General features: G+C 40.4%; 13 protein-coding genes. 8 read left to right on the forward strand and 5 right to left on the reverse strand.

Translation table 11 applies throughout. The features are described 5' to 3' along the window. Positions 1-84 precede the first annotated feature (84 nt). Positions 85-1239: an acyltransferase family protein gene (locus ABD930_RS15960; RefSeq protein ID WP_345232921.1), complete on the forward strand. Its 1155-nt coding sequence runs from the start codon at positions 85-87 to the stop codon at positions 1237-1239. Between the two features lie 28 nt (positions 1240-1267). Here the strand turns inward: ABD930_RS15960 and ABD930_RS15965 are convergent, their stop codons facing one another. Both ABD930_RS15965 and ABD930_RS15970 read right to left on the reverse strand, forming a co-directional pair. After that, positions 1268-1621, reverse strand: a complete 354-nt coding sequence (locus ABD930_RS15965; protein ID WP_345232923.1) for a YciI family protein — start codon at positions 1619-1621, stop codon at positions 1268-1270. A gap of 19 nt (positions 1622-1640) precedes the next feature. Next, positions 1641-2231: an FMN-dependent NADH-azoreductase gene (locus ABD930_RS15970; protein ID WP_345232925.1), complete on the reverse strand. Its 591-nt coding sequence runs from the start codon at positions 2229-2231 to the stop codon at positions 1641-1643. Between the two features lie 105 nt (positions 2232-2336). On the opposite strand from ABD930_RS15970, the gene ABD930_RS15975 reads away from it, so the two are divergent. Beyond that, on the forward strand, positions 2337-3038 hold the full coding sequence (locus tag ABD930_RS15975; RefSeq protein ID WP_345232927.1) for a sterol desaturase family protein: 702 nt from the start codon (positions 2337-2339) through the stop codon (positions 3036-3038). 5 nt (positions 3039-3043) lie between these two features. Here ABD930_RS15975 and ABD930_RS15980 read toward each other — a convergent pair whose 3' ends face one another. Next, the gene (locus ABD930_RS15980) at positions 3044-3502 is read right to left on the reverse strand and encodes a hypothetical protein (protein ID WP_345232929.1); all 459 of its coding nucleotides are present in this window, start codon (positions 3500-3502) and stop codon (positions 3044-3046) included. Positions 3503-3680: 178 nt separating this feature from the next. On the opposite strand from ABD930_RS15980, the gene ABD930_RS15985 reads away from it, so the two are divergent. The 5 genes from ABD930_RS15985 to ABD930_RS16005 all read left to right on the forward strand — a co-directional run bounded on the left by ABD930_RS15985 (position 3681) and on the right by ABD930_RS16005 (position 11745). Continuing rightward, on the forward strand, positions 3681-4085 hold the full coding sequence (locus ABD930_RS15985; protein ID WP_345232931.1) for a hypothetical protein: 405 nt from the start codon (positions 3681-3683) through the stop codon (positions 4083-4085). A 263-nt stretch (positions 4086-4348) separates the two neighbouring features. Continuing rightward, positions 4349-5431: an efflux RND transporter periplasmic adaptor subunit gene (locus ABD930_RS15990; RefSeq protein WP_345232933.1), complete on the forward strand. Its 1083-nt coding sequence runs from the start codon at positions 4349-4351 to the stop codon at positions 5429-5431. 114 nt (positions 5432-5545) lie between these two features. Further along, on the forward strand, positions 5546-8716 hold the full coding sequence (locus tag ABD930_RS15995; protein WP_345232935.1) for an efflux RND transporter permease subunit: 3171 nt from the start codon (positions 5546-5548) through the stop codon (positions 8714-8716). Then, positions 8709-10142 (forward strand): TolC family protein, encoded by a 1434-nt coding sequence (locus tag ABD930_RS16000; protein WP_345232938.1) that lies wholly within the window; start codon positions 8709-8711, stop codon positions 10140-10142. Before ABD930_RS15995 ends, ABD930_RS16000 begins: the two co-directional genes overlap by 8 nt. Before the next feature lie 595 nt (positions 10143-10737). Then, complete coding sequence (locus ABD930_RS16005; protein ID WP_345232940.1) at positions 10738-11745, forward strand: helix-turn-helix transcriptional regulator; 1008 nt, start codon at positions 10738-10740, stop codon at positions 11743-11745. Between the two features lie 51 nt (positions 11746-11796). On the opposite strand, the gene vapC is transcribed toward ABD930_RS16005, so the two are convergent. Both vapC and ABD930_RS16015 read right to left on the reverse strand, forming a co-directional pair. Continuing rightward, positions 11797-12204: a type II toxin-antitoxin system VapC family toxin gene (gene vapC / locus ABD930_RS16010; RefSeq protein WP_345232942.1), complete on the reverse strand. Its 408-nt coding sequence runs from the start codon at positions 12202-12204 to the stop codon at positions 11797-11799. Next, a complete protein-coding gene (locus ABD930_RS16015; protein ID WP_345232943.1) occupies positions 12201-12392 on the reverse strand; it encodes a type II toxin-antitoxin system VapB family antitoxin in 192 nt (63 codons plus the stop codon). Before ABD930_RS16015 ends, vapC begins: the two co-directional genes overlap by 4 nt. Before the next feature lie 236 nt (positions 12393-12628). On the opposite strand from ABD930_RS16015, the gene ABD930_RS16020 reads away from it, so the two are divergent. Further along, complete coding sequence (locus ABD930_RS16020) at positions 12629-13204, forward strand: outer membrane beta-barrel protein (protein WP_345232944.1); 576 nt, start codon at positions 12629-12631, stop codon at positions 13202-13204. Positions 13205-13254 lie beyond the last annotated feature (50 nt).

A 13254-nucleotide genomic window follows, 5' to 3' on the forward strand; every position in this document is an offset into this window, starting at 1 on the left:
CTTTCGTTTTGTTAATTAGACACGATGCCCTATATTGCAAGACCTAAGATAAAGGGAAAACTAACCCACATATAAAGAAGTTAAATGAGTTATTGGACGAAATTAACAGATGCTAAAGGAGAGCACTTATCAGGACTTGATCATTTGCGGGCTTTGGCAATAATACTGGTCTTTTTGTGTCACTATCGAGCATATGAAATGCCCACTTGGGTAGATACTGTCGGTAGGTTCGGCTGGGTAGGTGTAGATCTTTTTTTCGTCCTTAGTGGCTTTTTGATTGGCGAGCAATTACTTCGGCAGGTGCAAAGCGTTGGGCAGATCAATTTCAAGCGCTTTTATATCAGTAGAACCTTCCGTATCCTGCCAGCTTACTTCTTTATGGTATTCTTGTATTTTGCATTTCCCTTTTTGAGGGAGAGAGAAGGCATTGCACCTTTTTGGCAATTTGCAACCTTTACCCAGAACTTTGACCTTGATTTCGGCGATGAAGGCGCTTTTTCTCATGCGTGGTCTTTGAGTATTGAGGAACAGTTTTATTGGTTGCTTCCTTTAACGATCAGTCTAAGCAGTGGAAAAGACCATTTTAAAAAAGGTTTTTATACTTTATTAGGTGTATTTTTATTGGGATTGTTGTTAAGAGGTATGAGTTGGGTGTATTTCGTAAGCCCTTTTTATGCCCAAAACATAACAGAAGGTCGGTTTGTGGTCTATAATAAATGGGTTTATTACCCCACATATAACCGATTGGATGGCTTACTCGTCGGTGTCACTATTGCAGCAATCATAACATTTGCTAAGCCTTTAACCCGTCGTTTAAGTGCTTATGGTAATGCCTTATTTTTTTCGGGCATGGCACTAATGGCCTTGGCTTATGTTTTCTTAAAAGATGACCGACTTGCGTTTTGGCCTACCTTATTGGGTTATCCTTTATTGGCACTAGCGTTTGGATGTATGGTGTTTGGTGCTATTTTCCCTTCCTGTTTTTTATACCATATACGATGGAAATTCAGCACAATTATCGCAACCTTGTCGTATAGCATTTACCTCTGTCATAAAGTGATTAATGAGCTATTGCAAAAGCCCCTTGATACTTTGGGCATTCCTGCCCAAAGCAATTGGAGGGTGTTCTCGTGTGCCTGTTGTTCTATTTTGGCAGCACTGTTGATGAATCGGTTGATCGAATATCCTTTTTTAAAATGGAGAAGTGTTTTATTGAGTGAACAAAATAAGCAGCATTAACTGAAATAAAGTCTTACACCATCTTCAGTTAATCCCCTAAGTTTCCACCATACAATTTTACTAGCTCTCGTACCTCAATTGTGCCGCCGATTTTTAAAATAGGGTTAGCCTGGGCTAATTCAACTGCTTCCTCAATAGTTGCTGTCTTTACAATCAGGTAGCCACTGATAAACTCTTTAATTTCGGTATAAGGGCCATCGGTTACTACCTGATCAGACCTTACGCTTTTTGCATGCACGGATGATAAGGTGTTTCCCTTGTCTACCAACTTATTCTGGACTGCAATGCTTGCTAACCAATTTAAGCGCTCCTGTATCTGCTCAGGTGATGGTTGGGCATCCGATGCGTTGCTTAATCTGAAAATTAATGCAAATTCTTTCATTGTTCTAATTTATTTGTGTTTATAAGCGATCAATAAGTTTTCTATAATCTGTTGATGTAATTATTCTTTGGGCTGTTCCTTCAGTCTTAAAGGTACACAGATTTGTTATACCGATGGTTTGCAATACATGCTTTACATATGGTTCAATGAAATCTAATGTTCCCGCGGTGCTATGTATCCTGCCGGATGCTATGGCTAAATAGACCTTTTTGTTTTTAAACGTTCTTAATGCTGATTTACCATTACTACTCTTTGGAGGAACAACTATGCGTACAATTTGATCGATCCATGCTTTTAGAATAGCAGGAATTCCTAAATTATACATGGGAATTCCAATAACCAGCAGCTGAGCTTCCTGAATTTCTTCTACGGCTTTATCAGAGTAGGAGAGGATATCCCGCTCTTCTTGATTGAGTTGATCAGATGGCTTATAAAAAGCCGCGATTTGTCGATCGCTTAAAAATGGTGGAGGTTCTTTAAGAAGGTCCCTTTCAATTACACTTACGTCATGATACGTTCGCGTTAGCTTTTCGATAATCGCTTCGGCTAATTGAATACTGCAAGAATTTTTTCCTCTTGGACTTGAAATAACATGCAAAATTTTTTTCATTTTTTATTCTTTTTGCCTTAAAGACGATTGAATTTTCGATAGGTGGACAGGTTGTTCATTTTTTTTTACCGTCATATTTAATATCTTCGCTATCAAAACGTAGGCGTGGAAGATGTTTTAAAAATGCTTGCGCATTGTTCTAATGCACAGTTGGTTTTACTATTTTTTGTTCAGAACCTTATTCTATTTATCTTGGCTTTGGCATTTGGAACTTACCTCCGGAGGAAGTATCATCAACCGCGGGAAAAAATTGCTGTAAAAGACTGGCTCGTTGCTTCTGGTACCGTTCTGATTAATGCGGTGATTACTGATGTGGGGTTCTTGCTATGGAAATCGCATTGGATTAGCATTGATTTTTCCCTATCTTGGCTCACGGTTGTTCATGTGATCATCCTTTTTCTGGCGATGGATCTCTTGATGTATATATTTCATTACCTGTTGCATCATTCTGCCTTACATCAATATATTCACGCTATGCACCACGAAGCGGTAGAGCCTTTGCCGATAGATCTATTTGTCCTCCATCCGCTAGAAACAATCGCTTTTGGAGGGTTGTGGCTTGCTCTTTTGCTTACGGCAACATTTAATGTTTGGGCAATTATACTTTATTTACTATTGAATGTGGTATTCGGAATTGTTGGCCATCTTGGTTTTGAGCCGTTAAGGGAAAATACCGCTAAATTTCATATTGATCGCTTTATTGGAACTTCCAGCTTTCACCATAAGCACCATCAGGACATGAAGGTAAATTTTGGATTTTATACCAATATCTGGGATCGGATCTTCGGAACCTATCGTGACAAATGATGTAATCAAAATCCAAAGAGTCCACTGAATAAAACCAAGCAATAAATGCCTTCTGCAAGTAAAAGGTTTACGAATACCTGACTATATTTTTTTCGGGTAAACAACCAAATCGTTTCCACAGCAGTGTAGATAGCAATCAGTGTGCTAAAACCGATACTCATAAAGAAAAATAAATAACCGGCACCGAGACTATCGTGCTGCTGTTTTAGAACCCAATAGGGTGTTAAGATGATCAATGCGACTAACGTTAAAACCGTTAGCCGGATCAAGAAATGTTTTTTTAATTTTGGCTCATACGAAAGAGGGGTATATAGTAACAACCCGACACCAAATAGATAACCCGCTAATAATAAATAGCCGATAAGTGGACGTAGTCGATAAGATAGCCCAAAACCGACTTGCGTATAAGCAAAGCCTGCGATGAGAAATAGAAGCAGAAAATAGATATATTTTTTGTAGTTCACGTGCAAACTTAACGAACCGGCGATGCTTATGCAAATGACTGTCGAATAAATTTTTACATCCCTTCATACAATAAAATGACTTAAATGCAGTTAAAAATTAATGACAAAATTTTGACTGAAAAAAAATAGTAAATGTACCTTAACTGTCAGACTTCATGTTAATTTTGACGCCGTTTTTATGCGAGTCGTAGTACTATTTTTACTATGTTTATCGTCTTTCCTTTTTAGGATATCCGATAAGAATTATGCACATTTAGCGCATAATAGGGATGTCTATACATCATATAAACCCATCAAATTATTCGTCCAATTCAAGTCGAACAAGATAGCACATAGCTATGCCATTATCAGGAACGGTGACTTTGAAGAGCATGAAACGGAAGTTTTTAATGTAGAAAGCGAAGATGACAGTCCCGTATTCGCTCGAAGAGATGTTCTAATAAGTGATAATGCGCTAGCCATCATCTATACATCGCTTTTGCATTGCTACCATGCTTACCTAAAAGAAAAATTACCTTTCTGTACGCATTTAACTTATATTTCTTCCTATAAATATATTCTGCAGCGCGTATTGCGCATATGATTCATCAACGGTTTTTGGTTACCAGAGCATAATTTCGGTTCTTTACAGGGTAACCATTCCGTTTTCGATAGTAGAAGGCTTCGAATCCAGAACCTTCACCTCACGTGAACAATTTATTGAATAGCAACAACAGAATTAAAATAACCTTGATTGCATGTGCAATAAGGAGTATTTTTTATCAAAGCACTTTAGGCAGCCATTGAAAAACCGCTCATATAGGGCTCATGGGTACCGTAACGCGCCACAAAACGTATAAAAAACAGATGAAAAGGAATCTAATCCTCGTAATTTTTTGCATAGCCCAGTGCTATATCGGCTGTACGTCAAAAAAGCATGAAAAGGAAGAAGTTAGCAAGTATTCGATCACTTCTCCATTAAAGATGGATACATCCATTACCAAAGAATATGTTGCCCAAATCCGTTCCGTTAAGAACATTGAGGTTAGGGCGTTGGAAAAAGGTTATCTACAACAGATCTATGTGGATGAGGGGCAGTTTGTAAAAGCCGGGCAACTCTTGTTTAAAATCATGCCGAAAATGTACGAAAACGAGCTCCTCAAAGCGCAGGCAGAAGCCAAAACAGCCACTATAGAGTTACAGAATACCGAAGCTTTGGCCAATAAAAATGTCGTTTCCAAGAATGAGTTGGCCATGGCGCAGGCTAAACTCGATCAGGCAAATGCCGAAGTCGCTACGGCGAAATTCCACTTGTCGGCCACAGCGGTACGTGCGCCATTTGATGGAACTATAGACCGTATCCCTTTAAAAATCGGCAGTTTGGTGGATGAAGGGGAGCTGTTAACCCACCTTTCAGACAATAGCCAAATGTTTGCGTATTTCAACGTTTCGGAACCAGAATATCTCGACTATCAAACCAATATTAAAGGTCGTGGAAATCCTAAAGTTAGCTTATTATTGGCCAATGGCCAACTTTTACCCTATAAAGGAGATGTTGAAACGGTAGAGAGCGAGTTCGATAGCGAGACCGGCAATATTGCTTTTCGCGCGAGATTTCCAAATCCGGAAAAACTGTTACGTAATGGAGAGACCGGGAAGATACAAATGACCGTCCCGCTCAATAATGTATTGATTATACCACAAAAAGCAACCTACGAAATTCAGGATAAAGTCTATGTTTTTGTAGTCGATAAAGCAGGTGTTGTGAAATCTAGAAACATTAGTATCAGTAATGAAATGCCCGATCTATATGTGGTAGGAAGTGGCCTTTCAGAAGGCGATAAAATCCTACTGGATGGTGTACAAAAAGTAAAGGATGATGACAAAATTAGCTACGCTTATGTGGCACCAAAAGAGGTTGTCTCCCATTTACAATTAAAAGCGGAATAGATATAAATAAGTAGTTAAGTCATGATAGTCGTTAAATAGTAATAGTTGTTAAGTAGTGACGTATTCAACTATTTACCTACTCAACGACTTAACCAGTCAACAATTCAAAAAACTATGTTTAACAAATTTATACACAGGCCGGTCCTGTCTATAGTTATATCGCTCCTAATTGTCTTTCTGGGTGTTTTAGCCATTGTCCAATTGCCGGTAACTCAATTTCCATCCATTTCACCACCTAAAGTGAATGTTACGGCAGAGTATCCCGGAGCCAATGGCGAATTGATGATCAAATCGGTCATTATTCCTTTGGAGCGCGCCATTAACGGCGTTCCCGGAATGAAATATATGGCTTCTGATGCCGGAAATGATGGCGAAGCTTCTATTCAGGTGGTGTTTAATTTGGGTACTGATCCTAATCAAGCATCGGTGAATATCCAGAACCGCGTAGCATCGGTAGTCAATAAATTGCCGCCCATTGTGGTACGCGAAGGGGTAAAGATTACCCGTGAAGAATCAAATATGCTGATGTATATTAACTTGTACAGCAAAGATCCCCATATGGACGAAAAATTTCTGTACAACTTTGCAGATATCAATGTCTTATCCGAATTGCGTAGGGTTGATGGAGTAGGGGTTGCAGATCTGCTTGGTACACGGGAGTATGCCATGCGTATCTGGTTAAAACCGGATCGTATGCTGGCCTATAAAATATCAGCAGATGAAGTGATGGAAGCATTAAATGCGCAGAGCTTGGAAGCCTCACCGGGCAAAACCGGTGAAAGCTCTGGTAAACGGTCGCAAGCATTCGAATATGTATTAAAATATCCCGGAAGATTTACCACGAAGGAGGGTTATGAGAATATTATTCTAAAATCTGATCCGAATGGTGAAATTTTACGCCTAAAGGATGTAGCAGATGTAGAATTTGGGAGTTCTATGTACGATTTGTACTCTAATTTGAATGGTAGGGCTTCTGCGGCAATTACCGTTAAACAGTCTTATGGCAGTAATGCAAGCCAAGTTATTAAAGACATTAAGGCGAAAATGAAGGAAATTAAGGCCAGTTCTTTTCCTAAAGGAGTGGATTATGAGATTAGCTATGACGTCTCTAAATTCTTAGATGCTTCTATGGAGAAAGTGATCCATACATTGGTTGAAGCCTTTATTCTCGTCGGATTGGTGGTGTTTATATTTCTTGGCGACTGGCGTTCTACCTTGATTCCTACCATTGCTGTTCCGGTTTCTCTTATCGGAACTTTTGTATTTATGCAGCTTTTTGGAATTACGCTTAACCTCATTACCTTGTTTGCATTGGTGCTGGCCATTGGGATTGTGGTGGACAATGCCATTGTGGTTATTGAAGCGGTTCATGCCAAGATGGAAGAACTCCATCTTTCACCACTCAAAGCGACCGAAGAAGCCATGCAGGAAATCAGTGGTGCCATTATCGCCATTACCTTTGTTATGGCGGCCGTGTTTGTCCCTGTTGCCTTTATGTCTGGACCAGTGGGTATCTTTTATCGGCAGTTTTCCATTACCATGGCAACAGCTATCGTTCTTTCGGGATTAGTAGCCCTTACCTTAACGCCGGCATTATGCGCCCTTATGTTAAAAAATAACCATGGCAAAGCCAAAAAGAAGAATCGCTTGGATATGCTATTGGATGGTTTTAACCGATGGTTTGGTCGGCTTTCTGGCAGGTATCAGCGCCTATTAAGTGCCATCGTAAACCGTAGGGTAGTCACTTTTGCACTATTGCTTGCTTTTTGTATAGGTACCTGGATCGTCAACACGAGTCTTCCTACAGGTTTTATTCCGAATGAAGATCAGGGGATGTTTTATGCAATCATACAAACACCTCCAGGTTCATCCTTAGAAAGAACCAATCAGGTGGCCGAACGACTGCAAAAAATCGCAGAAGGTGTTGAAGGCGTCCAGTCTGTTTCTTCCTTAGCTGGTTACGAGATTCTTTCAGAAGGTACTGGTGCTAATTCAGGTACCTGTTTGATTAACCTTAAAAGTTGGGATGAGCGGCAGCATTCGGCACAGGAAGTGATCGAGGAGCTGGAAGAAAAATCTAAAGACATTACTGGAGCAACTATTGAATTTTTCCAACCACCAGCGGTTCCGGGTTATGGTGCTGCGGGAGGTTTTGAATTGCGTTTGCTGGATAAAGCAGGCTCTGGCGACTATCATCAAATGGAAACGGTGAGTAAGGAATTTGTTCGCGAATTGAATAAACGCCCCGAGCTCTCTTCCGTATTTACCTTTTACAGTGCCAGTTTTCCACAATATATGCTGAAAGTCGATAATGAAATTGCCCAACAAAAAGGAGTAAGCATTGAAAACGCCATGAATACGCTCTCGACGTTGGTAGGAAGTAATTATGAAACCAGCTTTATTAAATATGACCGGCAATATAAAGTTATTGTACAGGCACTGCCTCAGTATCGTGCCTTGCCAGAGGATGTACTGAAATTGTACGTAAAGAATGATCGCGATGAGATGGTACCCTTTTCCGCGTTTATGAAAATTGAGAAAGTGTACGGTTTGTCAGAAATCACGCGGCATAATATGTACAATGCCTCAGAAATTAGTGGTACTTCCGCTCCTGGATACAGTAGCGGCTCGGCTATTCAAGCTATCAACGAAGTAGCTCAAAAAAGCTTACCTAGAGGCTTTGGCATTGATTGGGCAGGTATATCCAAAGATCAGGTTGCACAAGGCAATCAAGCCATTTATATTTTTCTTATCTGTCTGGCTTTCGTATATATGTTGTTAGCTGCACAGTATGAAAGTTTCATTTTACCTTTCCCCGTGATTCTTTCCCTTCCAGCAGGGGTTTTTGGTGCCTTTCTGCTATTGAAATTATGCGGATTAGAAAATAACATCTATGCACAGGTCGCGTTAGTCATGCTCATTGGCCTTTTAGGTAAAAACGCCGTATTGATTGTAGAATTTGCTGTTCAGAAACATAAGTCTGGGGCTTCCATATTGCAAGCGGCTATTGAGGGCTCCGCAGTGCGTTTTCGCCCTATTCTCATGACCTCCTTTGCTTTTATTGCCGGATTGGTTCCGTTGGTTTTTGCTTCTGGGCCTGGCGCCATCGGCAATCGTACCATCGGCTCCGCTGCAGCAGGCGGAATGTTGTTCGGAACGGTTTTCGGGGTAATTATTGTTCCCGGACTGTATTACATATTTGGTAAAATTGCCGAAAGAAAGCATGCTCCCGTTTCCTATGAAGAAGAAAGCCCTTTAACAGAAGAAGTTGATTATCATGAATAGACAAAAGATATATCGGTACCTGTGTTGGTTAAGTATAGGTTTGGTTTTTGCGCGTTGTAAGGTTCCCTCGATAACCCAACAAACGGAGAACCGCATGGTTCCAGGAACATATGCTGGCAGTAGCGATACCAGCAACAGCTCGATGGTTACCTGGCAGAATTTTTTCACAGATACTTACTTAAGAGATCTGATCGATACTGCTTTGAAAAACAATCAAGAGCTGAATATAACCTTACAAGAAGTGGAGATTGCGCGTAATGATGTCGGGTTTAGGGAAGGAGCCTTATTGCCCGCTGTCGGTGCCAAACTTGGTGTCGGCGTCGAAAAGGTTGGTCGCTATACCAGTCAGGGAGCGGGCGACGCCTCTACAGAAATTACTCCTGGGAGGGAGGTTCCTGATCCGTTGATGGATTATACAGCAGCGGCTTATGCACATTGGGAGGTGGATATCTGGAACAAGCTGCATAGCGCAAAAAAGGCGGCAGTAAGTAGGTATTTAGCTACTGTAGAGGGTAAGAATTTTGTACTTACGAATTTAATTGCAGAAGTAGCCAATTCGTACTATGAATTATTAGCGCTAGATAATCAGCTGGCCATTGTACAGCAGACTATAGCCTTACAAAAGAATGCCTTGGATATTGTGAAGGTGCAGAAAGAAGCAGCCCGTACCACCGAATTAGCGGTTCAGAAATTTCAAGCTGAAGTATTAAGCTCGCAGAGTAAGGAGTTTGAAATCCGTCAACAAATCAAAGAGACTGAAAATAAAATCAATTTTTTGTTGGGTCGTTACCCGCAGGAGATTCCAAGAGACAAGAGCAACTTTTTAACGGTAATACCGGCGGCTGTTCGATCGGGTGTTCCTTCGCAGTTGTTAGCCAATCGGCCAGATATTAAACAAGCTGAATTGGATCTGATGGCAGCTAAGCTTGATGTAAAAGTGGCCAGAGCAGAGTTTTATCCGTCTTTTGATATATCGGCTGCTTTTGGTTTTCAAGCGTTTAAGCCGTCTTATTTGGTGAAATTTCCCGAGTCGATGCTTTACTCGCTTGCCGGAGATCTTGCTGGGCCCCTCATCAATAAAAAAGGAATTAAAGCAGAATTTAGTAATGCCAATGCGCGCCAGTTACAGGCGATGTATAACTACGAACGCACCATTTTAAACGCTTACCTAGAAGTTTCTACACAGCTTTCCAGAATTGATAATTTGGGAAAAAGCTACGATTTGAAGACGAAACAAGTGGATGCGCTTACCCAATCGATCGACATTTCCAATGACTTATTTAAATCGGCTAGAGCCGATTATTTCGAAGTGCTGATGACCCAACGGGATGCCTTGGAGTCTAAATTGGAGTTGATTGAAACTAAAAAGGAGCAATTAAACGCGGTAACTAACATTTATCGTGATCTTGGTGGAGGTTGGAAGTAAATTTTCTTTTTTTCATAAAACAATAAACGCGCCGCTTCAAAGTTTACGTGAACGACAGTGCGTCCCACTGCATCATGTAAATTTTGGAGGCGGCATTTTCGGTGACGAACAGCATGTGCTTTAAACCGGATGTGTTAACCTATTATAATAGGTTGATTGGTATTTAATCAGTGGATCTTCTCCATTTAACTATCGGTATTCGCGGATTATTTTACTTTATTGGTTAACACCAGGGCTTCATTTTCAGCCGGAGATGCGTGATATGAGTGGTTAAGATATCGGCGGATAGCGAACATCTTTGGGCTTAGTCCGCCGTTTGCGCAGATCCAATACGATCAAAATTAATATATCGAGCACTTAGGGAAAGAATTAAAAGACTTAATAGTAATAATTTATTCATCTGTTTTTATGTTTTGCCAAAAGTATGTAATCAGGAAATGCAAACATTACGGGAGCCCGTAAGACAAGCATCTTTCCGATGTGTAACTTTAGGACAAAGTAAAAATCAATTGATGTAGTGTATGTGTACAGTTTCCTATAGCTATGCACATACACGGCATTGGAAAACGTATCTTCGTGTATCAGATAAAACCATATGGCCACCAATAAACATGCAATTATCCGTTATGAAGCATTGGATCGGTGCTTTTCCAATAAGGGCCGGAAATTTTTCATCGATGATCTAATCACTTATGTATCGGCAGCGATCGAAGAATATAGTGGATCGAAGGCCTCCATATCACGCAGGCAGATCTTCAAAGACATGGATTTCATGCGCAGTGAGGCCGGATTTCGTGCACCGATCGAATCCTACAAGGAAGGGAAGAAGACCTACTACCGTTATTCAGACAGAAGCTATTCGCTTGCTATGCAACAGATCAATCCAGTCGAAGCCGATCTTCTGAAAACAACATTGGATATGCTGGGAAGATTTAAAGGGTTGCCACAATTTGACTTTGTCCAAGAGCTGGCCTTGAAACTAAAAAAGAGTTTTCAATTGGAGGATTTAGGTGATTGTATTTTTTTTGATCAGAACGAGTATCTTAAAAACCTGCATCTCCTTGGCGATCTGTTAAAAATTATTCAGGATAAACGCGTACTATATGTACGTTATCAGTCATTCAACCAAAATCGGGAAAAAAGTTTTCTGTTTCACCCTTATTTCCTAAAGCAATATAACAAACGCTGGTTCTTATTCGGCCAACGGGAGGATTTTGAAAACTGGAGCAGCTTAGCCTTGGATAGGATCATTGATTTTTCAGTTGAGTATGACGAAGTCTATAAACCTGCAAATATTCATCCGGATGATTATTTTGAAGATCTGATTGGCGTAAGTAAACCTACCGAATTAACCGCGCAACTTGTTCGGATCAAAATCAATAAGAGCCTTTGGCCTTATATCGACTCTAAGCCGCTACACCCCTCTCAAAAGATCTTAGAAAAAAAGGAAGACTACACGATTATACAACTGGATGTGATCCCTAACTATGAATTTTATGCGCAGATACTAAGTTTTGGGCAAGCTATTGAGGTGATTGCGCCCGAAAGTGTTCGATTAGCGATAAAAGAAAAGTTGATTGCTATGTTGGACAGGTATTCATAGCAATAAGCGAAATACAGTTACCCCCAAAAACAGGCATCAACATCTTATTCTTTATTGTTTCCACACCTGTAAATCGCTGTGTTGACCGATTTTGTCAAAATCACGATCGGTGTGCACGATAGTTACAGCATGGGAGACGGCATAATATGCAATCAAGCAATCATTACTTTTACGAATGGTTACGCCCTTCTTACGCAAAAAGCGAAACAGCTCTGCCGAACCTATAGCGGCGCGTTTAGGAGGCAAGTCCAATAGCGTAAAATAAGATAGTGCTTCCTTTATTTCGAAGTACTTTTTATCGTCACGAATGCCTTGAAGAATTTCCTGAAGTATGGTGGGCGTAAGTAATACGCCATCATCTGCTTCGATATACGCTTCCAATAATCTGGCTTGAGGGGTATCCTTTTTATTCAAGAAGTCGATCCATACCGATGTATCAAAAAGCAAGGGTCGGCTCATAAATTACGCAATTGATCAAGGTTTCCCTCCCATGTACCCTTTTCTCGTAATGATAAAATGTTTTTACGCTGCATAGAAGCAATGTATTGTTTTAATGCTTCATGTACCACATCCTTTTTCGTTTTCAGTTTACTGATTTGAAGAGCTGTCTGAATGAGATGTTCGTCTAATTCTATATTTGTCCGCATACTTATAATTTTTGCAATGTGTAAAGATAATAAAATCTATACACATTGAATAGATCATCGATTATTCATGCCCATACGAAAAGATAAGCCATTATGGAAAACCGTAAAATCCGCCCATTTATCTCCATTATCTTAGCGGGCAACAACAACGATGTTACTATGCACATCTACTGCATAGATGCCCTTCATCTTTGTACAAGTAATTATTAAATCAATCATCCAAAAAAAGAAAAAACATGAAAGCAAAATTTACCACCATGATGGTCATTTTCACCCTAATCATCTTATCTGTAAATGCACAACAACAAAAGCGTCGAGGCTACATCGGCATCAGTATCGGCCCTTCATTCCCCATGGGCGAATTCAAGAACGAAGGTTTGGCCAATACTGGCCTGAATCTTTCGCTGATTAATTTCGGTTATTTCTTCAGTGAGCATGTGGGAATCGCCGCCAACTGGTATGGCGGTGCACATAACATCGATGTCAGTTATTTAGGTTTGTCAGACGGCTTGTGGTACTACGGAGGCCTGTTGGCAGGGCCATTGTTCAGCACGCCAATCAGTGAAAAAGTAGATTTTGACTCCCGATTGCAGATCGGTTATTCCGTAGCCAACATGAAATTGGAAGGATATAAAGTTGACGGTACCGGATTCGCCTACAATGTCGGCATCGGTATACGTACCCACCTTTCAGAAAAGTGGTCCTTCTCATTCAATGTGGATATGCTTACCGCCAATAATAAGGGAGATTATATGGATAGAAAGATACAAACTATTCAGCCTACCATTGGCTTGAGTTACCGGTTGAGGTAGTTAAGCTTGGGTAAATTTGCTCATAATAGCAAATTTACCTATTTTGGTTG

This window comes from Olivibacter ginsenosidimutans, from assembly GCF_039542865.1.
Lineage (GTDB): Bacteria > Bacteroidota > Bacteroidia > Sphingobacteriales > Sphingobacteriaceae > Olivibacter > Olivibacter ginsenosidimutans.